General features: G+C 64.6%; 21 protein-coding genes. 10 read left to right on the forward strand and 11 right to left on the reverse strand.

The features are described from left to right. Positions 1 to 75: 75 nt before the first annotated feature. Together B0E48_RS06530 and rsmG are read left to right on the forward strand one after the other, a co-directional pair. Positions 76 to 534, forward strand: coding sequence for an SPFH domain-containing protein (locus tag B0E48_RS06530; RefSeq protein ID WP_077517191.1), 459 nt, complete (start codon positions 76 to 78; stop codon positions 532 to 534). A gap of 168 nt (positions 535 to 702) precedes the next feature. Continuing rightward, complete coding sequence (rsmG, locus tag B0E48_RS06535) at positions 703 to 1332, forward strand: 16S rRNA (guanine(527)-N(7))-methyltransferase RsmG (RefSeq protein ID WP_077517192.1); 630 nt, start codon at positions 703 to 705, stop codon at positions 1330 to 1332. A gap of 11 nt (positions 1333 to 1343) precedes the next feature. On the opposite strand, the gene B0E48_RS06540 is transcribed toward rsmG, so the two are convergent. Then, complete coding sequence (locus tag B0E48_RS06540) at positions 1344 to 2699, reverse strand: GH1 family beta-glucosidase (protein WP_077517193.1); 1356 nt, start codon at positions 2697 to 2699, stop codon at positions 1344 to 1346. A gap of 134 nt (positions 2700 to 2833) precedes the next feature. On the opposite strand from B0E48_RS06540, the gene ugpC reads away from it, so the two are divergent. The 5 genes from ugpC to B0E48_RS06565 all read left to right on the forward strand — a co-directional run bounded on the left by ugpC (position 2834) and on the right by B0E48_RS06565 (position 7044). After that, on the forward strand, positions 2834 to 3925 hold the full coding sequence (ugpC, locus tag B0E48_RS06545) for a sn-glycerol-3-phosphate ABC transporter ATP-binding protein UgpC (protein ID WP_077517250.1): 1092 nt from the start codon (positions 2834 to 2836) through the stop codon (positions 3923 to 3925). Positions 3926 to 3994: 69 nt separating this feature from the next. After that, positions 3995 to 4864, forward strand: a complete 870-nt coding sequence (locus B0E48_RS06550) for a ParA family protein (RefSeq protein WP_077517194.1) — start codon at positions 3995 to 3997, stop codon at positions 4862 to 4864. Between the two features lie 3 nt (positions 4865 to 4867). Next, entirely contained in the window at positions 4868 to 5737 is an 870-nt protein-coding gene (locus B0E48_RS06555; RefSeq protein WP_168170304.1) for a ParB/RepB/Spo0J family partition protein, read from the forward strand. 142 nt (positions 5738 to 5879) lie between these two features. After that, on the forward strand, positions 5880 to 6596 hold the full coding sequence (locus tag B0E48_RS06560) for a glycosyltransferase (protein WP_077517195.1): 717 nt from the start codon (positions 5880 to 5882) through the stop codon (positions 6594 to 6596). A 79-nt stretch (positions 6597 to 6675) separates the two neighbouring features. Next, positions 6676 to 7044: a DUF488 domain-containing protein gene (locus tag B0E48_RS06565; RefSeq protein WP_077517196.1), complete on the forward strand. Its 369-nt coding sequence runs from the start codon at positions 6676 to 6678 to the stop codon at positions 7042 to 7044. A 22-nt stretch (positions 7045 to 7066) separates the two neighbouring features. On the opposite strand, the gene B0E48_RS06570 is transcribed toward B0E48_RS06565, so the two are convergent. After that, positions 7067 to 8020: a patatin-like phospholipase family protein gene (locus B0E48_RS06570; protein ID WP_077517197.1), complete on the reverse strand. Its 954-nt coding sequence runs from the start codon at positions 8018 to 8020 to the stop codon at positions 7067 to 7069. A gap of 13 nt (positions 8021 to 8033) precedes the next feature. After that, positions 8034 to 9017, reverse strand: coding sequence for a YafY family protein (locus B0E48_RS06575; protein WP_077517198.1), 984 nt, complete (start codon positions 9015 to 9017; stop codon positions 8034 to 8036). A gap of 274 nt (positions 9018 to 9291) precedes the next feature. Between B0E48_RS06575 and B0E48_RS06580 the strand changes: the two genes are divergently transcribed. After that, a complete protein-coding gene (locus B0E48_RS06580; protein WP_077517199.1) occupies positions 9292 to 10110 on the forward strand; it encodes a DUF481 domain-containing protein in 819 nt (272 codons plus the stop codon). Positions 10111 to 10189: 79 nt separating this feature from the next. On the opposite strand, the gene hemC is transcribed toward B0E48_RS06580, so the two are convergent. Next, complete coding sequence (gene hemC, locus B0E48_RS06585) at positions 10190 to 11107, reverse strand: hydroxymethylbilane synthase (protein ID WP_077517200.1); 918 nt, start codon at positions 11105 to 11107, stop codon at positions 10190 to 10192. 187 nt (positions 11108 to 11294) lie between these two features. Here hemC and B0E48_RS06590 point away from each other — a divergent pair, with 187 nt between their 5' ends. Beyond that, complete coding sequence (locus B0E48_RS06590) at positions 11295 to 12437, forward strand: acyltransferase (protein WP_077517201.1); 1143 nt, start codon at positions 11295 to 11297, stop codon at positions 12435 to 12437. Between the two features lie 27 nt (positions 12438 to 12464). Here B0E48_RS06590 and tkt read toward each other — a convergent pair whose 3' ends face one another. The 7 genes from tkt to B0E48_RS06625 all read right to left on the reverse strand — a co-directional run bounded on the left by tkt (position 12465) and on the right by B0E48_RS06625 (position 23058). Beyond that, positions 12465 to 14513: a transketolase gene (gene tkt, locus B0E48_RS06595; RefSeq protein ID WP_077517202.1), complete on the reverse strand. Its 2049-nt coding sequence runs from the start codon at positions 14511 to 14513 to the stop codon at positions 12465 to 12467. Between the two features lie 122 nt (positions 14514 to 14635). Beyond that, complete coding sequence (gene pgm, locus B0E48_RS06600; protein WP_077517203.1) at positions 14636 to 16282, reverse strand: phosphoglucomutase (alpha-D-glucose-1,6-bisphosphate-dependent); 1647 nt, start codon at positions 16280 to 16282, stop codon at positions 14636 to 14638. Between the two features lie 125 nt (positions 16283 to 16407). Further along, the gene (pgi, locus tag B0E48_RS06605; RefSeq protein WP_077517204.1) at positions 16408 to 18072 is read right to left on the reverse strand and encodes a glucose-6-phosphate isomerase; all 1665 of its coding nucleotides are present in this window, start codon (positions 18070 to 18072) and stop codon (positions 16408 to 16410) included. Next, entirely contained in the window at positions 18069 to 19172 is a 1104-nt protein-coding gene (tal, locus tag B0E48_RS06610; RefSeq protein WP_077517205.1) for a transaldolase, read from the reverse strand. Before tal ends, pgi begins: the two co-directional genes overlap by 4 nt. Positions 19173 to 19207: 35 nt before the next feature. Next, a complete protein-coding gene (locus B0E48_RS06615; protein ID WP_077517206.1) occupies positions 19208 to 19921 on the reverse strand; it encodes an HAD family hydrolase in 714 nt (237 codons plus the stop codon). After that, positions 19915 to 21321 (reverse strand): glucose-6-phosphate dehydrogenase, encoded by a 1407-nt coding sequence (gene zwf, locus B0E48_RS06620; RefSeq protein WP_077517207.1) that lies wholly within the window; start codon positions 21319 to 21321, stop codon positions 19915 to 19917. Before zwf ends, B0E48_RS06615 begins: the two co-directional genes overlap by 7 nt. Positions 21322 to 21522: 201 nt before the next feature. Continuing rightward, positions 21523 to 23058 carry an MDR family MFS transporter gene (locus B0E48_RS06625; protein WP_077517208.1) on the reverse strand — a complete coding sequence of 512 codons (1536 nt, stop codon included), beginning with the start codon at positions 23056 to 23058 and terminating at the stop codon, positions 21523 to 21525. Between the two features lie 148 nt (positions 23059 to 23206). Between B0E48_RS06625 and B0E48_RS06630 the strand changes: the two genes are divergently transcribed. Continuing rightward, positions 23207 to 23878, forward strand: a complete 672-nt coding sequence (locus B0E48_RS06630; protein ID WP_217317853.1) for a TetR/AcrR family transcriptional regulator — start codon at positions 23207 to 23209, stop codon at positions 23876 to 23878. Positions 23879 to 23906: the final 28 nt, after the last annotated feature.

Consider the following 23906-nt stretch of genomic DNA (forward strand, 5'->3'; position numbering starts at 1 on the left):
AGACTCAAGCGACTGTATCCTTAACCTCCTGCAGCAAGTGAACAAACTACAGACAAGTTATTGTTTTTAAATACCATGATGACCCTCCTGACCCTGCTTTTTGCGCTTCTAGCCGTGCTGCTCGCCAGCGCGCTCAGGCATGTGCCGGCTGGTCAGGTGTACAGCCTGTATCGCCGAGGCAAACCCTCCAGGCTGCTGCAGCCGGGCATCCACGTGGTGCTGCCGCTGCTGGATCGGGTCGCGCACAAGATCAACCTGTCTGGTCAGATGCTGCGCTTCGAGGAGCCACTGGCCGATGCGCATGACGTGCGCGGAACGGTGTACTGGCAGGTGCTGGAGCCGGAACGCGCCGATGCCGTGTTCGAACAGGTCGATCAGCTGATCCGCCGCGGGACTCACGATGCCTTGCATGACGAGCCGGAAGTCGAACGCGCGGATCGTCGTGACCTGGGTGCACGCCTGAAGCAATCGCTGAATCATGCATTGCGCGAACGCGGCATGATGGTGACCCGGGTCGAACTGGATGTAGCCTGAGTATTGAATCGCGCCAGGGCGCCCGAGAGCGTCCGCGCCACAGGGGATTTGAGAGCCTTGAAACCCGCTACGGCGGGTTTTCTTTTGCCAATTTCAGGCGTGATGCCGCTGGCATCGTCGCGCTCCGGCGCGGATACTGCCGGCCCCGGATCACACAGAGGAAGCACCATGGCAGCGCGTGACGCCTTGCAGGCTCGGCTGGAACAAGGCATCGCCACCTTGGGACTCACCCTGCCGGCTGAGGCGGTACCACGGCTGCTCGACTATCAGGCCTTGCTGGAACGCTGGAATGCGGCCTACAACCTCACCGCCGTGCGCGATCCGGCGGAAATGATCACCCGCCACCTGCTCGATTCGCTGGCGATCCTGCCGTATGTGCAAGGCGCCACGCTGGCCGACCTCGGCACCGGACCGGGCCTCCCCGGCATTCCGCTGGCGATCGCCGCGCCGGGGCGCGAGATTCTGCTGGTTGATTCCAATGGCAAGAAGGTGCGCTTCCTGCGCGAGGCGATCCGTGCGCTCAAGCTCGAAGGTGTGCGCGCCGTGCAGTCGAGGGTGGAAGACATCGAGGGCCAGTACGACTGCGTCACCGCGCGTGCGTTTGCCAGTCTCGCCGACATGCTCGGTTGGGGCGGCCATCTGCTGGCGCCGGGCGGGATCTGGCTGGCGATGAAGGGCAAGCGGCCGGATGACGAGTTGGCGGGCATCCCGGCGGGGTTCGTGGTGCGTAGTACGCATGAACTGGCGGTGCCGGGCTTGCCGGCCGAGCGTCATCTGCTGGTGCTCGGTCGCGTTTGATCTGAAACGCGTTATTCGTCCAGCACGCAGCCGTTGCTCTCGATCACCTGCGCATACAGCTTCGCGCTGGCCTTGGGCGTGCGCTGCTGGGTGGCGAAGTCGACGTGGTACAGCCCGAAGCGCTTGGAGAAACCCAGCGACCACTCCAGGTTGTCCATCAACGACCAGGCGTAATAACCCTTCAGGTTCACTCCGGCGTCGATCGCGCGGTGCAGCGCCTTGAGGTGCTTGCGCAGATAGCCGGTGCGCAGTGGATCGTCGAGCACGCCGTTCTCGGCCACCGGCGGATCGTAGAAAGCGGAACCGTTTTCGGTGATGTACAGCGGGATGTCGCCATAGCGCTGCTTGAACCAGGTCAACGTGTCAGTGAGGCCTTGCTCGAACACTTCCCATCCAGTCTCGGTATGGGTCCGGTTCGGCTGGCGCACCGGCACGGCCTTCAGCGGATACGCCTTCGGGTCGTGCTTCACGACAGCGCGGGTGTAGTAATTGATGCCGACGTAATCCACTTTCTGGTTCGTCAGTTTGAAATCATCCTGCGGAAAATCCGGCCACGCTTCGCCGAAGATTTCCTGCAGCTCGGGCGGGTAGCTGCCAAGCAGCGCCGGATCGGCGAACTGCTGGTTCATGTAGGCGTGCGCGCGACGGGTCGCGGCGAGATCCTCGGCGCTGTCCGAATGCGGATATTTCGGCTCGATGTTGAACACCACGCCGATCTCGTGCTTGCCGTGCGCGCGATACGCCTGGATGCCGGCGCCGCTGGCGCGCATCAGGTTGTGCGCAGCGATCGGCGCCTCGAACTTGTTGCGATGACCCGGCGCCAGCGCACCGTGCAGGTAGCCGCCATCGGTGACCACCCACGGCTCGTTGAGGGTGGACCAGCGCGGCACACGGTCATCCAGCGCCTTGAACATCACCTCGGCGTATTCGGCGAACCAGTGTGCGATGTCGCGGTTGAGCCAGCCGCCGCGGTCGTCCAGTGCGGCCGGCAGATCCCAGTGGAACAGCGTGGCGTTCGGCGCGATGCCGTTTTCCAGCAGTTCGTCGACCAGTCGCGAATAGAAGTCCAACCCCTTCGGGTTGATCCGACCGGTGCCTTCGGGCAGTACGCGCGCCCAGTTGATGCTGAAGCGGTAACCCTGCAGGCCCAGCGCCTTCATCAGCTGCACGTCGTCCTTGTAGCGGCGGTAGTGATCGCAGGCGACATCGCCGGTATCGCCGTTGACCATCATGCCCGGCGTATGCGCGAAGCGCTGCCAGATGCTGGGGCCGGCACCATCGGCCAGCGGCGAGCCTTCGATCTGATAGGCCGAAGTGGCAGCGCCCCAGTGGAAGCCGTCTGGAAAGCGGAAACTGCGGCGTGTCATGGTGCTCCCTGCAACTCGAAGTGCTTGATGTAAACGATTACGCGGGCAGAATAGCCCAATGCCCCGCCGCTGTGCAGACAAGCGCATGCTCCGGCGAGGGCGGGCCATCGTGGCCAACTGCACCGGAGATGTCGATGGCCGCCGTACGCCTGGATCAGCTGCGCAAGGTCTACCCGAACGGCAACGTCGGTGTGGCCGGGGCCAGCTTCGCTATCGCCGATGGCGAACTGCTGGTGCTGGTGGGGCCTTCCGGCTGTGGCAAGACCACCTTGCTTCGGATGATCGCCGGGCTGGAAACGATAAGTGGGGGCACCCTCAGCATCGATGGTCGGGTGGTCAACGAGGTGGCGCCGAAGGATCGCGACATCGCCATGGTGTTCCAGAACTATGCGCTGTACCCGCACATGACGGTGGCCGAGAACCTCGGCTTCGGCCTGAAGCTGCGTGGGCACAAGCAGGCCGACATCGATCAGCGGGTGGCTGCGGCGGCGAAGACATTGGAGCTGGAGGCGCGGCTCAGCTCGCGTCCGGCGGCACTGTCCGGTGGACAGCGTCAGCGCGTGGCGCTGGGTCGGGCGCTGGTGCGCGACCCCAAGGTCTTCCTGCTGGACGAACCGCTGTCCAATCTGGACGCCAAGCTGCGGCTGTCGATGCGGGTGGAGATCGCGCGGCTGCATCGCCAGCTCAAGGCCACCATGATCTACGTCACCCACGACCAGATCGAGGCAATGACGTTGGGGCAGCGCATCGTGGTGCTCGATGGCGGGGTGATCCAGCAGATCGACACGCCGATGAATCTTTACGGGAAACCCGCCAACCTGTTCGTCGCCGGTTTCGTCGGCAGTCCGGCGATGAACCTGCTGTCCGGCACGCTGCGCCACGATCGCGGCTGGGTGCTGGCCACCGCACACGGCGATATCGTGCTGGGTGAACCACCACAGGCATCGGCCTGGGAACCGTGGCGCGACCGTAAGGTGGTGCTGGGGATCCGCCCGGAGGATCTGCAGCCGCGGGACGCCAGCGATGCCGCATTCAGCGCCCAGCTGGAGGTGCTGGAGCCGGTCGGCAACGAGATTTTCCTCAACCTGCGCCATGGTGCGCAGGCGCTGGTTTCACGGGTGTCGCCGCGGGCCTTGCCCGAGCCGGGCAGCACGGTACCGCTGGGTTTGGTGGCGCCGCGGCTGCACCTGTTCGATGCCGCCAGCGGCGCGCGGATCGACGCCTGAGGGCGGCCGGCACTCGGCGGAGTGAGGCATTACACTAAACCCTCTCCTGCGTACGGTAGCTATCCATCCATGGCCCGCATCATCGCTGTCGCCAACCAGAAAGGCGGCGTCGGCAAGACCACCACTGCCGTCAATCTCGCCGCTGCGCTGGCCGCCGCGAAGCGCAAGGTATTGCTGGTCGACCTGGATCCGCAGGGCAATGCGACGATGGCCTCGGGCATCAACAAGCGCGATGCCAAGCCGGGTGGTTGTGAGGTGCTGCTGGAGGAAGTGGAGATCAGCGCGGCGATCGTGCCGACCGATGCGCATTACGACCTGCTGCCGGGCAACGGCGATCTCACCGCCGCCGAGCTGAAGCTGATGGATGCGCTGGCGCGCGAGCACCGGCTGAAGGAATTGCTGGCGAAGATCTCGGCGAACTACCACACCATCCTGATCGATTGCCCGCCGTCGCTGAACCTGCTCACCCTGAATGCGCTGACGGCTGCCGATGGCGTGCTGATCCCGGTGCAATGCGAGTACTTCGCGCTGGAGGGTCTGTCCAGCCTGCTGGACACGGTCAAGGCGGTACGTCACCGGTTGAATCCAACGCTGGAGATCGAGGGCCTGCTGCGCACCATGTACGACGTGCGCAACAACCTCGGCAACGAGGTCTCCGCCCAGCTCACCCAGCATTTCGGCGACAAGGTGCTGCGTTCGATCATCCCGCGCAACGTGCGCCTGGCCGAGGCGCCCAGCCACGGGCAGCCGATCCATCTTTACGACCGCAGTTCGCGTGGAGCGATTGCCTACATCGGTCTGGCCGGCGAAATCATCCGGCGCGAGCGTGCGCTGACCCGCACCGATCCGGTCGAAGACATTGAACCGCCCGCGGCAGCACCCGCGCACGGCGACAGCGGCCCGACGCTCAAGGCGCCGGCCGCCAACCATCAGGAATAAAGCATGGCTGCTGCGAAGAAACGTGGATTGGGACGTGGGCTCGATGCCCTGCTTGGCGGCGACGGCGAGGCCTCGCCGTCGGTGATCGCGCAGGAAGGCGAGCTGCGCATGCTGCCGATCCAGCAGATCCAGCCGGGCAAGTATCAGCCGCGCCGGCACTGGAACGACGAGGCGCTGGACGAACTGGCCGCGTCGATCAAGGCGCAGGGTGTGATCCAGCCGGTGGTGGTGCGCGAACTCGGCAAGAACAGCTACGAGCTGATCGCCGGTGAACGCCGCTGGCGCGCCGCGCAGCGTGCCCAGTTGGGCGAGATTCCGGCGCTGATCAAGAAAGTGTCCGAAGAAGCCGTGCCGGCGATGGCACTCATCGAAAACATTCAGCGCCAGGACCTCACTCCGCTGGAAGAAGCCGATGCGTTGAAGCGCCTGATCGACGACTTCGACCTCACCCACCAGCAGGCCGCCGACGCGGTCGGCCGCTCGCGCGCATCCGTGTCGAACATGCTGCGGCTCACCGAGATGCCGGAATCGATCAAGCGGCTTCTCGACGAAGGCAAGCTGGAAATGGGCCACGCCCGCTGCCTGCTGACCCTGCCCGAGCACGATGCCGAAAGGCTGGCGCTGGAAGCGGCGCGCCACGGCTGGAGCGTGCGCGAGCTGGAAGAAGCCGCGCGCCGTGCGCAGCAGGCGCCGAAGGGCAAGGCGAAGAGCACGCCGTCGCGCGATGCCAACATCGCCGATCTGGAGCGCCAGCTCAGCGAACGCTTTGCCACCCGCGTCGAACTGGCACAGGGTCGTGGCAGCCGCGGCAAGCTGGTGATCCACTACCACAGCAACGATGAGCTGGAAGGGATTCTCGGCAAGATCCGCTGAGGCTCTGAAGCTTTGCATCCTCCCCTCCAAGCAGGGGAGGAGCGGTCAGTGCTGTCGGAGGAAGCGCGCTCAGCCGCTTGGCATTAAACTGCACTCCTGCTGCGTCGAATGCAGCCGTTGCCCCTGCTGAAAGGCTTCCCCCATGCCGCAACTTTCCGTCGTCGTCCCCGTTTTCAACGAGCGCGACAATATCCCGCCGCTGCTTGCCGAAATCGCCACCGCCCTGCGTGGCAAGGTCGATTACGAAGTCATCTACATCGATGACGACTCCAGCGACGACAGTCGCGCGGTGCTGGGTGCACAGAAGGCCGTGCACCCGGAATTGCGCGTGCTGCACCATGTCACCCGCAGCGGACAGAGCACCGCGGTCTGGAACGGCGTGCGCGAAGCCAAGTCACCGTGGATCGCCACACTCGATGGCGACGGCCAGAACGATCCGGCGGATATTCCGAAGCTGCTCGCCGCGCGCGATACCGCCGTCGCCGAAGCGCGGCTGTTCGCCGGCTGGCGCACCACCCGGCGCGACAGCTTCAACAAGCGGATCTCCTCGAAGATCGCCAACGCGGTGCGCTCGCGCATGCTGCGCGATGCCACGCCGGATACCGGTTGCGGCTTGAAGCTGTTCGATCGTGAGGTGTTCCTGCGCCTGCCCTACTTCGATCACATGCACCGCTACCTGCCGGCATTGGTCAAGCGCGCCGGCTTCCAGAGCCAGAGCGTGCCGGTGGGTCATCGCCCGCGCACCGCCGGCGTGTCCAAGTACGGCATGCTCGATCGGCTTTGGGTCGGCTTGGCCGACCTGCGTGGCGTGGCGTGGCTGATGCGTCGTGGCAAGGTGACCCAGGTCGAAGAGCTCTGAGTCGAGGAACTCTGATCCATATCACGCCGGACTGATCCGGTCGTCGTATGCTGGGAATCTTCCGTTTGAGAGATCGCCCATGAGCATCGTCATCAAGCGCGTCTACGAACCGGCCGCGAAGGCCGACGGTTACCGCGTGTTGATCGACCGGCTATGGCCGCGCGGGTTGAAGAAGGAAGCGGTGCCGCTGGATCAGTGGGCGAAGGAGCTGGCGCCATCCACCGCGTTGCGCCAGTGGTTCGGGCACGAGCCGGCACGCTGGGATGGCTTCCGGCATCGCTACGCCACCGAGCTGGATGCGCTGGCCGAGCACTGGCGCCCGCTGGCCGAGCGCGCGGCACGGCACGTGGTCACCCTGCTCTACGGTGCGCGCGACGAGGAACACAACAACGCCGTCGCGCTGAAGGCCTATCTGGAAAACTGGTTGCACTCGCACGGCCCGCGTTGAGACCGTCGAACCCGTATGCGGTCTAGGGTTGGCGCTGTGGCGTCGCCGACTTCGACCAGTGCGCCAGCGCCTCGCGCGTCTGTTCGCGACCGCGTTCGATCAGCTCGCGGGCACGGTAGAACTCATACGCGGTGGATACGTTGCGCGGCAGCTGGATCAGCAGGTCCGGCTCGTACGCGGCCAGACGCAGGCGCGAGAGGTTCGCCTGCATCAGGTCCATCGACTGGTTGAGCAGATCCCAGGCACCCGGCTCGCGTGGCTTGCCTTCGCTGTGCGGCAGCAGTCGGCCGAAGAATTCGCCGAGACGGTGACGATAGCTGGTCTCGTCCACGGGCTCGTCGTCAGTGGCCGTCACGACTGGCGCCAGCTGTGCCGGACCATCCATGCTGACCGCGAACAGGTAGTCGGCCGGATCGCGAATCAGCGGCGTGACCGGTACCGGATTCAGCAGCGCGCCGTCGAGCAGTCGGCGCCCGTCGACCGTATACGGACGGAACACCGTCGGGATCGAGATCGAGGCGCGGATCGCATCGAACAGCGAGCCGCGGGTCAGCCATACCTCACGCTCGCGATCGAGGTCGGTGGCCACCGCGGTGAAGGCGAGCGGCAGTTCCTGGATGCAGACGTCGCCGATCAATTCACGCAACGTACCGATGATTTTCTCGCCCTTGATCAGGCCGCCACCGGAAAACGTCCAGTCGAGCAACTTGAACACGTCGAGCCTGGCCAACGTGCAGGCCCAGTCGCGATACACATCGAGCTTGCCCATCGCATATACGCCACCGATCAAGGCGCCCATCGAAGTGCCGGCAATCGCGGTGATCTGGAATCCCTGCGCCTCGATCTCCTCGATCACGCCGATATGCGCCAGCCCCTTCGCGCCACCAGCGCCGAGTGCCAGCGCCACGGTGGGCTTGCGTGGCGTAACGGCGTCGGCCGGTGCGGCGCTGGTTTCGGCGATATCGGTATGGCTCATCGTGGAGGCCGGCTCATGCCAATGTCTGCTGGTAACCGCCCAGTGCCAGCTGCAGCAGGATCTTCATTTCCTCGCGCAGCGGCAGCGGCGCCACCACCTCCGCATCCGGGCCGTACTTGAGCACGTCCATCAGCAGCTCCTTGGAATTGGAGTAGGGCACTTTCAGCTCGTAGCGGCCATCGGGCAGCCATTCGCCTTTCTGCTGCGAATGCCAGTGTTCGTCGGCGACCCAGCGTGCGGCATGCGGCGAGAAGCGCAGGGTCGCCCACGCCTTCGGTTTGCCGGCGAAGATGCCGTAGCTGGAGGCGAGCAGTTCGTTGAGATCATTTTCGCCGACATCGATCGCCGCGGCGTCCAACGCATGCGCCTCGGCGATGCGATCCACCGCGAAACTGCGCAATGCCTCGCGGTCGTGATCCCACACGTCGAGGTACCAGTTGTCGCGGTAATGGGTCAGCCGCTGCGGCGACACGGTGCGGTGGCTGTCGGCATTGGTGGTGCGCGCGCGGTAGCGGAAGCGCAGCTGCTTCCGCTCCAGCACCGCACCAGCGACGATGCGGAACACCTGCTGATCCAGCTTGCGTTCGCCCCATGGAATCACCCGGATGCGCTCGATCGGCAGCGCCTTGCCGCTGCCCTGATCGGACAACAGCCCCTCGATACGCGCCTTGAACGGCGCCAGCGCACCGGCCAGCACGCCGGGACCGGAACGGCTGATCAGCTCGTTCAAAGCCAGCAGTGCGGACAACTCGTCGGAGGTCAGCCACAGTCCCGGCAGCTCGAAGCGCTCGCCTTCGCCGACCTCGTAACGGAATGCGGCCTGCTCGCCGCCGGCACTTTCGATCGGTGCCCGCAGCGCGTCGCGCAGAAACGCGATATCGCGATACAACGTGGCGCGCGAGCACTCGAGTTCACCCAACAGGCGCGACAGCGGAACCGGGTAGTGCGCCGATTTCAGCAAACGGTGCAGGCTCAGTATGCGTTCGTAACGATCCATGGATTCGGCGGCATATCGTGGGGAAGGGCGCTATGTAGCATGGTGGCGGCCCGAGGTGGCCGCAAGTCGTGCCCTTGCGCCACGAGCGTTGGGCTGCCGGGTGTACTCGCGAATGCCGGGACCATGCTTGCATATCAAGCACACCTGCCAATGGCGCGACCTGCCAAGCTGAAATCACCGGGCAGCCTGAACCGCGCTGCCATGCCGTTCATTGGGTGTTCAAGCCAAATCGTTAAGGTACGCATCACTATTAATTAACAAATGGACTGCCCCGATGAAAAAGACCTTGATCGCCGGCCTGCTGCTGACGGCTCTCACGAGCTTTGCCGTGCAGGCCCAGGATGCTGCAGCCACGCCGACCCCTGCCAGCAACAATGGCGGCTGGACCGGTTCGGGCGAATTCGGTTTCGCCTCCGCCACCGGCAATACCCGTTCCCAGAATATCGACGCCAAGCTTGGCTTGAACCAGGAAAACGACCAGTGGAAGAACAACTTCTTCCTCGACGCCCTGCGCGCCAAGAGCCAGCTGAAGGTAGTCGATGCCGCCGGCAACACCACCAACGAGTACAACACCACCGCGAACCGCTATGACGGCGGCGCCTCGGTCGGCTTCAAGTTCGATCCGCGCAGCTACATCGTCGGTGCCGCCCGCTACGAGCACGATGAATTCGGCGCCAACCTGTGGCAGGGCGTGGTCTCGCTCGGTTATGGCTACATCGCGCTGAAGGATGACCGCAACGAGCTGTCGTTCGAAATCGGCCCGGGTTACAAGGAATACCGCCCGGCCAACGTCGATATCGTGGTCAATGGCGTCCTCGTGCCACAACAGCAGTCGACCCTGAACGAAGTGATCGCCCGTGGCCTGGTCAACTACAAGCTCCAGATCTCCACCAATACCGCGTTCGAGGACACGTTCCTGATGGAAGCGGGCTCGAAGAACACCTACCTGCAGAACGATGCCGGTCTCGCGGTGAGCATGACCTCGAAGCTGGCGCTGAAGGTCGGCTTCCAGGTGCGCCACAACAGCGACGTGCTGCCGGGCATCAAGAAGATGGACACACTGGCCACGACCAACCTGGTTTATAAGTTCTAAATCGATTCCGGTCAGGGCTCGCTGGATCGATGGCCCTCCCGCGCAAGCGGGAGGGCCGTTTTCGTTGCGCCATCCTGGATCAGAGCCCGAGCAGTTCGCCCGCGCCTTGCGCCAGCAGCGCGGCGGCGACCTGCTGGCCCAACGCGATGGCCTGATCGTCGGGACTGCTGCCCTCGGCATGCAGCAAGCGGCCGCTGGCCGCATCGCCGACCATGCCGCGCAGATGCAACCGGTGTTCACCGAGCACGCACCATGCGCCGACCGGCACCGTGCAGCTGCCGCCGAGTGCCTGGTTCATCGCACGCTCGGCGGTGATGGTGAGACGGGTGTCCGCATCGTCCAGTGCAGCCAGCAGGGCCAGCACATGGGACTGCCCTTCGCGGGCCTCGATCGCAATCGCCGCCTGGCCCGGTGCCGGCAGCCAGTCCGGCGCGGCCAGCCGTGAACGGATGCGTGCGGCCAAACCCAGCCGCTCCAGCCCGGCACAGGCCAGCACGATCGCGTCGTAGTTGCCGGCATCGAGCTTGCCCAGCCGGGTGCCGACATTGCCGCGCAGGTCGAGCAGCACCAGATCCGGCCGCAGCGAGCACAGTTGCGCCTGCCGCCGGAGTGACGAAGTGCCGACCCGTGCGCCGTGAGGCAGCGCCGCAAGATCCGGGTAGTGGTTGCTGACAAACGCATCCGCCGCATCGGCGCGCGGCAGGATCGCCGGCAGCACGAAACCCGGTTCCAGCTGGGCCGGCACGTCCTTCAGCGAATGCACCGCCAGATCGGCGCGACCTTCCAGCATCGCCACCTCGAGTTCCTTCAGGAACAGACCCTTGCCGCCGATCGTCGCCAGCGGCTGGTCGAGGATTTCGTCGCCGCGGGTGCTCATCGGCACCAGTTCCACCGTCAATCCCGGATGCGCCGCGCGCAGCAGGGCGGCGACATGCTCGGCCTGCCACAGCGCGAGCGCGCTCTTGCGGGTAGCGATACGCAGGATGGAGGGATTCATCGGAACTCCGCGACATTCGGCAAGGTCGCATTGTCGCGTAGTTCCGCGTACGGGTGCAGCGGCGTATCGGCGCAGGGCGGGTGCGCCGCCCACGACGGACAGCTACGATGGTCGGCCTCGTGGTCATCATGTCGTTACCTGGCGGCCCAGCTGGACTTCATTCAAGCAGGGAAACATTGTGAGTCGGATGCCGGGCCTCGATTTGTTGCGTGCCATCGCGATCGTGTGGGTGATGCTGTTCCATTCGTACATCGTCGGTGGCATCGGCGAGCGCTTTGCCCTGCTGGAAAGTTACGGCTGGATCGGCGTCGACCTGTTCTTCGTGCTGAGCGGTTACCTGATCGGTTCGCAATTGTTGAAGCCGCTGAGCCGTGGCGAGCCGCTGGCGTTCGGCAATTTCTATCTGCGCCGCTCGCTCCGTGTATTGCCGGCGTATCTGATGGTGCTTGCGCTGTACTTCAGCGTGCCGGGTTTCCGCGAGGCGGACGGCATCCAGCCGCTGTGGCAGTTCCTCACCTATACGGTCAATCTGCTGATCGACTATCAGCACAACAAGGCGTTCTCGCACGTGTGGTCGCTGTGCGTGGAAGAGCATTTCTATCTGCTGTTTCCCTTGCTGGCCTGGTGGTTGATGCGGCGCCCGTCGCTGGCGAAATTCATCGGTCTATGTGTCGCGGTGGTGCTGGCGGGCATGGCCATCCGCGGTTACGTCTGGCTACATGAATTAGTGCCGGCGCAAAGCACCAGCGAGTTCGGCCTGCGCTTCGTCGAGGGCATCTATTACCCGACCTATACCCGGCTCGATGGCTTGCTCGCCGGCGTGGTGCTGGCGGCGATCCAGGCGTTCCGTCCTGCGAGGTGGCAGCAGATGCAGGAGCGGGCTAACCGGGTGTTGCTACCGCTGGGTCTGCTGATCACGGCGTTGGCGATGTGGCTGTTCCGCGATCGCGCCGGTCTGTTGCCGAGCGTGATCGGTTATCCCTTGTTGTCATTCGGCTTCGCCTTGCTGGTGGCTGCCGCTGCCGGCGCACAAGGCTGGTTGGGTCGCTTGCGGATACCCGGTGTGGAGTGGCTGGCACTGACTTCCTACAGCCTGTACCTGATCCACAAGGCAATGTTTCATCTGGTTGAAAGCACGTTGCCGCCGCGGCTGCTGGAGCAGGGTGTGCTCACGTTCGCGATCTATGCGGTGGCAGCGTTGCTGGGTGGTGCCTTGTTGTACTACGGGGCCGAACGACCGTTTCTGCGACTGCGCGAACAGCTGCGTCACAGGAAGGCCGTTCCGGTCACGGCCGATGAAATGGCCGCGTCGACAGCGCAGATGCCATAACCTCCGACGCTGCTCGATCGCGCCGGATCAGCGCGCCAGCAACGCCTTCGCCCGTGCCACCACGTTGTCCACGGTGAAACCGTACTCGCGCAGCAACACGCCGGCCGGCGCGGAGGCGCCGAAGCGGTTGACGCCGAGCATGTCGCCCTTGGCGCCGACATAGCGATCCCAGCCCTGCGAGACGCCCAGCTCCACCGCGAGTCGTGCGGATACGTTCGGCGGCAGCACCTGATCGCGGTAGCTCTGCGGCTGCGCGTCGAACAGTTCCCAGCTCGGCATCGAGACGCAGCGCACGGCGACGCCCTCGGTCTGCAGCTGATCAGCGGCGGCGAGGATCAGGGCAACTTCGGAACCGCTGGCGATCAGGATCAAGGATGGCTTGCCGTCCTTCGCGTCGCTCAGCACATAGGCGCCCTGGCGCACGCCTTCGGCACTGGCGTAGCGCGTGCGGTCGAGCGTGGGCAGATCCTGTCGGGTCAGCGCCAGCAGTACCGGATGCTTCTCCGATTGCGCCGCCACCTTCCATGCCTCTGCGGTTTCATTCGCGTCGGCGGGGCGGATCACGGTGAGGTTGGGAATCGCGCGCAGGCTGGCCAGCTGTTCCACGGGTTCATGCGTGGGGCCGTCCTCGCCCACCGCGATGCTGTCGTGGGTGAATACGTGCACCACATGCACGCCCATCAGCGCGGCGAGCCGGATCGCCGGGCGCATGTAATCGGAGAAGATCAGGAAGGTCGAGCCGTACGGCAGGAAGCCGCCGTGCGCGGCCAGCCCGTTCGTGATCGCGCCCATCGCATGCTCACGCACGCCGAAGTGCAGATTGCGGCCGGCATAGCTCCAGCCGGCGCTGTCGGAACCTTGGGTGTCCTGTCCTGGCGTGGCGGCCGGGTTGAAGTCGCCGAATCCCTTCAGGTTGGTGTGCGTCGACGAGTCGAGATCCGCCGAGCCGCCAAACAGCGCGGGCAGTTTCGGCGCGAGCGCATTCATCACCTTGCCGCTGGCGACGCGGGTGGCGAGACCCTTGGCGTCGGCGGGGAATACGGGAATGTCCGCGTCCCAGCCAGCCGGCAATTCGCCGCGCAGGCGACCCTGCAATTCTTTCGCAAGATCGGGGAACGCCTTGGCATAGGCGTCCAGACGTCCATTCCATTCGGCCTCGGCCTTGGCGCCCTGATCGAGTGCCTCGCGGAAATGCGCCAGCGCGGGTTCCGGTTCCAGGAAATCGGGTTCGAGTGGCCAGCCGAGATTCTGCTTGGTCTTCTTCGTATCCTCGACACCGAGCGGCGAGCCGTGCGCCTTGAAACTGTCCTGCTCGGGCGAACCGAAACCGATATGCGTGCGCACCAGGATCAGCGACGGCCGCGTGGTGTCGGCGCGGGCGGCGTCCAGCGCGGCGCTGATCGCATCCACATCATTGCCGTCGGCCACGTGGATGATCTGCCAGCCATACGCCTCGAAGCGCTTGGCGCGATCCTCGGAGAACGTGATGTCGGTGCCGGCGGCGAGGGTGACGTAGTTGTCGTCGTACAGGCAGACCAGCTTGCCCAGCTTCAGATGCCCGGCCAGCGAGGCGGCTTCGCTGGCGACGCCTTCCATCAGGTCTCCATCGCTGACGATCGCCCAGGTGCGGTGGTCGATCACGTCATGGCCATCGCGGTTGTAGCGCGCAGCCAGATGCGCCTCGCCGATCGCCATGCCGACCGCATTCGCCAGGCCTTGGCCGAGCGGTCCGGTGGTCACTTCGACGCCGGACGTGTGGCCGTATTCGGGATGTCCCGGCGTCTTGCTGCCCCACTGACGGAACTGCTTGAGGTCATCCAGCGACAGCGCGTAACCGGTCACGTGCAGCAGGCTGTACAACAGCGCCGAGCCGTGGCCGGCCGACAGTACGAAGCGGTCGCGGTCGGGCCAGTGCGGATTCGCCGGATGATGTTTCAGCTGCTTCGTCCACAGCGCATACGCCATCGGCGCGGCGCCAAGCGGCAGGCCGGGATGGCCGCTGTTGGCCTTCTGCACCATGTCCACCGACAGGAAGCGAAGCGTGTTGATGCATTGCTGATCGAGCGCGCTGGACATGGTGGTTCTCCGGTGAGGAATCATTTGTAGGAGCGGCTTCAGCCGCGACGCTTTTGAGGCTGAAAGGAACCTCGGAGCAAGGGCATCGCGACTGAAGTCGCTCCTACAGGAAGGGACGGTGGTCAGGCCAGCGCGGCGTCGACGATCTTCTGTGCTTCGGCGAGCAGGCTCTGCAGGTGCTCCTGACTCTTGAAGCTTTCCGCGTAGATCTTGTAGATCGCTTCGGTGCCGGATGGCCGCGCGGCGAACCAGCCGCTGGCCGCCACGACCTTGATGCCGCCGATCGCGGCGCCGTTGCCCGGCGCCTTGTCGAGCACCTGCTCGATCTTCTCGCCGGCGAGTTGGTCGCTCTTCAATTGATCGGGTGACAGCTTGGCCAGCTTGGCCTGCTGCGCTGGCGTAGCGGCCGCTTCGACACGATCGGCGAATGGCTCGCCAAGTTCCTTGGCCAGCTGTGTATACAACTCGCCGGGATCCTTGCCCTGGCGCGCGGTGATCTCGGCCGACAACAGCGCTGGCACCAGGCCGTCCTTGTCGGTGGTCCATACCGAGCCATCATGGCGCAGCAGCGAGGCGCCCGCGCTCTCTTCGCAGCCGAAGCCGAGCGAGCCATCGAACAGACCTTCGGAAAACCACTTGAAGCCGACCGGCACTTCATACAGCGAGCGGCCCAGCCGCTTCACTACGCGATCGATCAGCGCAGTGGTGACCACGGTCTTGCCGACGGCGGCCTTGGGATTCCAGTTCGGCCGATGCTGAAACAGGTAATCGACCAGTACCGACAGGTAACGGTTCGGCTCCATCAGGCCGCTGCTGCGGGTGACGATGCCGTGGCGGTCGTGATCGGTGTCGCAGGCGAAGGCAACATCGTATTGATCCTTGAGGCCGATCAACCGCTGCATCGCGTACTTCGATGACGGGTCCATGCGGATCTTGCCGTCCCAGTCCACCGTCATGAACGCGAATTGCGGATCGACTTCTGCGCTGACCACGGTGAGGTCGAGCTTGTAGCGATCGGCGATCGGCGCCCAGTAATGCACGCCGGCACCGCCGAGCGGGTCGACGCCCATGTGCACGCCGGCGCTGCGGATCACATCGAAGTCGATGATGTTGGCGAGGTCGGCGACGTAGTGGTTGAGGAAGTCGTGTTCGTGTGTCGTGGTGGCTTTGCGCGCCTGCGCAAACGGTAGGCGCTTCACGTCCTTCAGACCGCCTTCGAGCAGGACATTCGCGCGGTTCTGCACCCAGCCGGTGATGTCGGTGTCGGCCGGGCCGCCATTGGTCGGGTTGTACTTGAAGCCGCCGTTGTCCGGTGGATTGTGCGACGGCGTGATCACGATGCCGTCAGCCAGGCCGGTCTTGCGGCCCTTGTTGTAGACCAGGATCGCGTGCGAGATCGCCGGCGTCGGGGTGAATTCGCCGCCAGTGGCGATCATCGTCTCGACACCGTTCGCCGCCAGCACTTCCAGCGCGTTCTCGAACGCGGGTTGCGACAACGCATGGGTATCGAAGCCGATGAACAGCGGACCGTCGATGCCCTTGCTCTTGCGGTACTCGCAGATCGCCTGGCTGATCGCCAGGATGTGCCACTCGTTGAAGCTGCGATCGAACGAACTGCCGCGATGGCCGGAGGTGCCGAACGCGACGCGTTGAGCCGGTACCGACGGATCCGGTTTCAGGTCGCTGTAGGCGGCCAGCAGCTTCGGGATGTCGACAAGGATCGACTTTGGTGCCGGCTTGCCGGCGAGTGGACTGATCTTCTGGCTCATGTTCTCTGGAAACCTTTCATGGAGTGCCGCTGACTTTGTAGGAGCGGCTTCAGCCGCGACGTTGTTCGCGGTCTGGTCGATGGGTCGATGAGAGCGTCGCGGCTGAAGCCGCTCCTACAGTGGCATCACGAACCTTCCGGTGTCTGGCTGTCGCGCAGCTGGCGATAGCGGTGGATCAAGGCGTTGGTCGAACTGTCGTGGGCGAGTTTCGGTTCGTCCTTCGCGGTCAGCTCGGCGATGGTGGTCTTCGCCAGCTGCTTGCCCAGCTCCACGCCCCACTGGTCGAACGAGTCGATATCCCAGATCACGCCCTGCACGAACACGCTGTGCTCGTACAGCGCGATCAGCGTGCCCAGCGCATATGGCGTCAGCTTCGCGGCGAGGATGGTATTGCTGGGCCGGTTGCCTTCGAACGTACGGTGCGGCACCAGCGCTTCAGGCGTGCCTTCGGCGCGCACTTCGTCCGCCGTCTTGCCGAATGCCAGTGCTTCGCCCTGCGCGATCAGGTTCGCCATCAGCAGATCGTGTTGATCGCCGCCGCCCTGTGCAGGCAGTGGGTTCAAGGTCTGGCCGAAGCCGATGAAGTCGCACGGCACAATGCGCGTGCCCTGATGGATCAGCTGGTAGAACGAATGCTGGCCGTTGGTGCCCGGCTCGCCCCAGTAGATCGGGCCGGTGTTGTAGTCCACCACCTTGCCGTCGAGCGTCACGTGCTTGCCGTTGCTCTCCATCGTCAGCTGCTGCAGATACGCGGGGAAGCGCTTCAGGTATTGCTCGTACGGCAGCACCGCGACCGTGGCGGCATCGAGGAAGTTGTTGTTCCAGAGTGCCAGCAGGCCCATCAGCGCCGGCAGGTTGCGTTCCAGCGGCGTATGGCGGAAATGTTCGTCCATCGCGTGGAAGCCAGCGAGCATTTCGTGGAACTGCTCCGCACCGATCGCCAGCATGGTCGAAAGGCCGATCGACGAATCCATCGAATAGCGTCCGCCGACCCAGTCCCAGAAGCCGAACATGTTCGCGGTGTCGATGCCGAATTTGCTGACGCCTTCGGCATTGGTGGATACCGCGACGAAGTGCTTGGCGATGGCGCTCTCGTCACCGAGTGCCTTGAGGCACCAGGCGCGTGCAGCGTGCGCATTGGTCAGCGTTTCCAGCGTGGTGAAGGTCTTCGAGCAGATGATGAACAGCGTCTCGGCCGCGTCCAGATCGCGTACGGCCTCGGCGAAATCGGTGCCGTCCACGTTCGAGACGAAGCGGAACGTCATGTCGCGCTGACTGTAATCGCGCAACGCTTCATACGCCATCACCGGACCGAGGTCGGAGCCGCCGATGCCGATGCTGATCACATTGCAGATGCGCCTGCCGGTATGGCCCAGCCAGGCACCGCTGCGCACCCGTTCGGAAAACGCGGCCATGCGGTCGAGCACTTCATGCACGTCCGGCTCCACGTCATGGCCATCGACCAGGATCTTTTCCGTGGTCGGTGCGCGCAATGCCACGTGCAGTACCGCACGATCCTCGGTGCTGTTGATCTTGTCGCCGCGGAACATCGCCTCGATCCGCTGCGGCAGCTCGCAGGCCACGGCCAGCTCGCGCAGCAGGCGCAGCGTGTCAGCGTCGACGCGCTGCTTGGAATAATCCAGATACAGGCCGACACCCTCGACGGTCAGCTGTGTACCGCGTTGAACGTCGGCAGCGAACAGCTCGCGCAGATGCTTGCTGCCGATCGCGGCGAAGTGCTGCTGGAGCGCCTGCCACTGCGGGAGTGTCGTGAGAGGGGGATGGCTCATCGCAGGGCGGGTCCTTTCGATTTGTCGGCCAGCGCGCTGATCTTGTCGGCGATCCGCTGCAACAGTTGGGTCCACGATTTGACGAAGGCCGCGGCGCCGTCAACTTGAAGCTTGAGAGCCAGCGCATCGACATCCACGCCAGCCTTGCCGATCTGCGCCAGCACACTATCGGCGTCACCGCCGTCGCTGGCCATCACGCCGTGCAGCTGGCCGTGATCGGCGAACGCGAGCAGGGTCTTCTCCGGCATCGTGTCGACGGTGTCGGGGGCGGCCAGTGCGCTGATGTACAGCGTGTCCGGCAGGGACGGATCCTTGGTGCCGGTGCTGGCCAGCAGCAGGCGCTGCGGCTGTGCGCCGGCAGCTTCGAGTTTCTGCCAGCGTGGCGAGGCGAGCAGTTCGCGATAGGCGCGGTAGGTCTGCTGGCCCACCGCGATGCCGAGCTTGTTGTGCAGCTCGGCCGGCAGTTGCGGATTGCTGGCGACGTCCCAGCGGCTGATGAACAGCGAGGCGACCGAGCCCACGCGCGAACCGAGCCCTGCGGCGATGCGCCGCTCGATGCCGCGCATATAGGCTTCGGCGACGGCCACGTACTGCGCGCAGGAAAACAGCAGGGTCACATTGATCGGGATGCCTAGGAAGATCGCTTCCTCGATCGCCGGGATGCCTTCCGGGGTGCCGGGAATCTTCACGAACAGGTTGTCGCGCTGCGCCTGGCTGTGGATCTGCTTGGCCGCGTCGATCGAGCCGGCGGTATCGGCGGCGAGCAGCGGCGAGACTTCCATCGAGACCCAGCCGTCAACGCTGTCGGTGGCGTCGAAGATCGGCCGGAACAGGTCGGCGGCGCGGCGCAGGTCTTCCAGCGCCAGCTCCATGAACAGCGTCTCGCCGGACAGCCCGGCCAGCGCCTTGGCGTGCACGCCGGCGTCGTAGGCATCGCCGTCCCCGATCGCGGCATCGAAGATGCTCGGGTTCGAGGTCAGCCCGGTGACCGAGAGATCCGCGATATAGCGCGCCAGCGTGCCGTCGTCGAGCAGGGTGCGGGTGATGTTGTCCAGCCACAGGCTCTGGCCGAGTTCGTGCAATTGCTGGGTCGCTTTCATGCTTGCTCCATGACTTCGGTTCAATTCGGTTTGTTTCAGTTTGCCGGAAGGCTGATGACGGGCGTGTCTGGCAGGAAGTCCTCCAGCTTACGCCCGCGCAGATCGCCGATGCACGCGATCGTGAGGTCCGGCGCGGGTTGCAGGTCGGCCGGTGCCGCAGCGGCGTAATGGCCCTGGCGCACGAACACCGTGGTCAGCTTGTGACCGAGGCGCTGCTTCATCTCGGCGAGGATCTGCGGCTTGTCGTCGACCATCACGTAATGCGCGGCCGGGTAGCGCTGCTGCATCGCCACCAGCATGTGCTGCTTGTGCAGGTAGATCAGCACCTCGCCATCCAGTGCATCCCACAGCCCGGCGTGCTGGATCTTGCGCGGCTGGAACACCACGTCGCCATCGGACAGTATCGCCGTCGGGCCCAGCGTGCGCAGGTGCGCCACGGTATCCAGCGCGTGCGGATACAGCCGCTCGGCAAACGGATACTCCAGCAGGTACGCCGACATCTGCAGCAGCGCCGGATTATTGTCGAGTCCGGCACGAAAACGCTGCAGCGCGCCGAGGTAGTCGGCATAACCCAGCTCATCACGCAGCTGCGCATAGATCGCCCAATAGCGGTCGTGTTCGGTGGCGCCGAACGCCTGCTCCAGCGTGTCGCCAAGGTCGGCGGCGAAGCGGTCGTTGTCGAGCAGGGTGTTGTCGACGTCGAGCAGGAAGACGACGGAAGCGACGCTGCTGGCGTGGTCGCTCAGCATGGCTCGCTCGCTTCAGGAGCAGGATTGTGCCAGCCCTCCGCGCCGCTGATGATCTTCGCCGCCTCGGCTGGCCCCCAACTGCCCGGCTCGTACAGGCTCACCGCCTGCTCATGGTTCAGCACCTGATCGACCACCGCCCACGCCGCCTCGACGCACTCGTCGCTGGTGAACAGCGAGTTGTCGCCGCGGATCGCATCGCCGAGCAAGCGCTCGTAAGGTGATTTCTCCACCGCAGCATGATGGCGTGCCACCAGTTCCACCGGTTCGCCTTGCATCGCCTCGCCCGGCTTCTTCACCCGCATGCCTTCGGCAATGATCACCTCGGGGCTGAGCTTGAAGCGGAAGTAATTCGATTGCGGTGGCGTGATCTCGTCGAACACCGACAGTGGTGGCGTCTTCATGTCGACAATCACCTCGGTGCTGGTGATCGGCAGGTTCTTGCCGGCTCGGATGTAGAACGGAACGCCGGCCCAGCGCCAGGTGTCGATGTGCAGGCGCAGCGCGACGAAGGTTTCCACATTGGAATCGGGCGCCACGCCGTCGACCTTGCGGTAGCCGTTGAACTGGCCACGCACCACTTCGTTCGGATCGAGCGGGCGCATCGCGCGGAACAGCCGCAGCTTCTCCGCATTCAGCGAGGCGGGGTCGCTGCCGATCGGCGCATCCATCGCCAGCAGCGAGGTCACCTGCAGCAGGTGGTTCTGCAGCACGTCGCGGATCGCGCCGACGCCTTCATAGAAACTGCCGCGGCCATCGATGCCGAACTGCTCGGCCATGGTGATCTGCACGCTGTCGACGTAGCGGTTGTTCCACACCGGTTCGAGCACGCTGTTGGCGAAGCGGAAATACAGCAGGTTCTGCACCGGCTCCTTGCCCAGGTAATGGTCGATGCGGAAGATCGACGGCTCCGGGAACACCTCATGCAGGGTGCGGTTGAGTTCCTGCGCCGAGGCCAGGTCGCGGCCGAACGGTTTCTCCACCACGATGCGCGCGTCATCGGCGCAACCGGCCTGCTTCAGGCTCTTGGCCACCACGCCGAACAGGCTCGGCGGTATCGCCAGGTAGTGCAGTGGCCGGGTCGCGCTGCCCAAGGCCTTCTTCAGCAGCTGGAAGGTGGCCGGATCGTTGTAGTCGCCATCGACGTACTGCAGCCGCGCCGAGAGCTTCGCGAACGTGGCCTCGTCAACGCCGCCATCGCGGCCTTTCGCCGCCTGCACCAGGCTGTCGTGGGCGCGCTGGCGCAGCTGCTCCACCGTCCAGCCGGAATGCGCGACGCAGATGATCGGCAGGTCCAGCCCGTCGCGCTGCATCATCGCCTGCAGGGCGGGGTAGATCTGCTTGTAGGCCAGGTCGCCAGTGGCGCCGAAAAAGACCAGGGCATCCGAACGGGGTGTCGGCATAGCGATTGCTCTCTCCATGGGGCTGGCGGACGCCGTCAATGGCGTGACGCAAGGGCAGACGATGCGGCAGTCATATGGTCACCCAACATGCCGTACATCGACTCGATTTTCCAGCCTGCACGCAGCGAGGTTAAACCGATGCATAAGTCGGCTCGTGTGCGGCTTGACGCGAGGGCCGCAGGAAGCTGCGCCCCTGGCCCGTCAACGCTTCTTCAGCGGTACATCCTCGAGAAACCACGCCAGCGCGAAGGCCAGCACGATGATGCCGGCGGCCACCAGGTAGACCATGTGCAGCGATCCGCCGAAGGCTTGCAGGTAATCCTCGCGCAACACCGGCGGCAGCTGATGCACCGTGGTCGGTCCGAGTGTGCGGGGCAATTCGGTCCCGGCGGGAATGAGCTGGTCAAGCCGCGCATGCAAGCCGTTGGTGAAGATCGCGCCGAACGCTGCCACGCCGATCGAGCCGCCGATCGAGCGGAACAGCGTCGCGCCGGATGTGGCCACGCCCATGTGCCTGAAATGCACACTGTTCTGCACGGCTAGGATGAGCACCTGCATCACCATGCCCAGCCCAAGGCCGAGCATGCCGACATACACGTACAGCACCTCGACCGGCGTCGAGTTCTGCAACGTGCTGAGCAGCGCCATCGCGACAAACGCCAGCCCGGTCCCCGCGATCGGGAAGAAACGGTATTTGCCGATCTTGCTGATGATCCGGCCGCTGATGATCGAGCTGACCATGACGCCGCCCATCAGCGGCAGCAGCTGCATGCCGGCCTGCGAAGGCGTGGAGCCCTTGACCACCTGCAGGTAGAGCGGCAGGAAGGTCACCGAACCGAACAGCGACATGCCGATCACCAGCCCGATCAGGCAGCTCAGCAGAAAGGTACGTTCGCGGAACAGTTCGAGCGGAATGATCGGCTCGGCCGCGATGCTTTCCTCGTAGATGAAGCCCGCGATCGACACCAGGCCGAACGCGAGCGTGCACCAGAGTTGCGGCGATGACCACGGCAGGATCGTTCCGCCCTGGGTCGTGAACAGCACGATGCAGGTCAGTGCCAGCGCGAGGTAGGCGGCACCCGGGTAGTCGATCTTGTGCTTCACGTGGGCGACGTGCGGCTTGAAGACCGCCCCGATCACCAGCAACGCGATGACGCCGAGCGGCAGGTTGATGTAGAAGATCCAGCGCCACGAGAAATGCTCGACCAGAAAGCCGCCGATCAGCGGCCCGATCACCGTGGCCAGCCCGAACACGCCACCGAACAGGCCCTGGTAACGGCCACGCTCGGCCGGCGGTATCACATCGCCGATCGCCGCCATGGTCACCACCAGCAAGCCACCGCCGCCCAGGCCCTGCAGGGCGCGCATGAAGATCAGCTCGGCCATGTTCTGCGCCAGCCCGCACAGGGCCGAGCCGAGCAGGAACAGCACGATCGCCACCTGCAGGACGATCTTGCGGCCGAACAGGTCACCCAGCTTGCCGTACAGCGGCACCACGATCGTCGATGCCAGCAAGTAGGACGTGACCACCCACGACAGACTTTCCAGGCCACCCAGCTCGCCGACGATCGTCGGCAACGCGGTGGACACGATCGTCTGGTCGAGCGCGGCAAGCAGCATTACCAGCAGCAAGGCCGAGAACAGCAGCCGGATCGGCGGATGCTCGTGTGTCTTCGCATGCGGCGAAGCCGAAGCCGTGTCTACGGCCTCGACGGGTGCGGAAATATCGGCGCTCATGGGCGTGTCTGGTCTTGATATTAATTAACTAGGTAATTAATATACGGGGAAGTATCCCGACCAGTCAACAGGCCAGCTCAAGATGGCAGCGCGAAATCCCGACAAGCCGGCGGCACGCGAGCCGAAAGCAGCAAAGAAACGAGGCGCCGTGCCACGCCGTCCCGGCCGACCGACCGGCGGCGCCAGCGCCGTCGATCAGCGCAACCGGCTGATCGATAGCGCCTTGGCGCTGTTTGCCCAGCAAGGTATCGCCGATACCACCCTCGCCGCGATTGCCAAGGCGGCCGGGGTGACGCCGGCGATGCTGCACTACTACTTCAAGACGCGTGAGCAGTTGCTCGATGTGCTGATCGATGAACGCTTCCTGCCGGTCCGGAAATCCATCGAGGAAGTCTTCGAGGCCAACGCGGACGATCCAGCGGCGGCGATCAGCCTGCTGGTGCAACGCTTCATGAGCATCGCGGAGGAATACCCGTGGTTTGCCTCGATCTGGATGCGCGGCGTGCTCAGCGAAGGCAGCCTGCTCAAGGACCGGATCCGCGAGCGCTTCGGCGACGCCCACCAGAAATCCGCATTTCAGTGCATCGTGCGCTGGCAGGCCGAAGGACGCTTGAGCGCGGACCTCGAACCTGCGCTGGTATTCATGTCCCTGCTCGGGCTGACCATGCTGCCGCTCACCGCGGTGAAGATGTGGCGCGATGACCCGCTGCGCCGCGAGCTTGGTGCCAAGGAGATCGCGCGGCATGCGCTCGCGCTGCTGATGCACGGCGTCGGGCCACAGCTGCCTGCCGGCAAGAAGCTCAAGAAGCAGGTTTCCTGATCGAAGATCAGGTTCCTGACTACATGGC

The organism is Rhodanobacter sp. C03, from assembly GCF_002001175.1.
Classification (GTDB): domain Bacteria; phylum Pseudomonadota; class Gammaproteobacteria; order Xanthomonadales; family Rhodanobacteraceae; genus Rhodanobacter.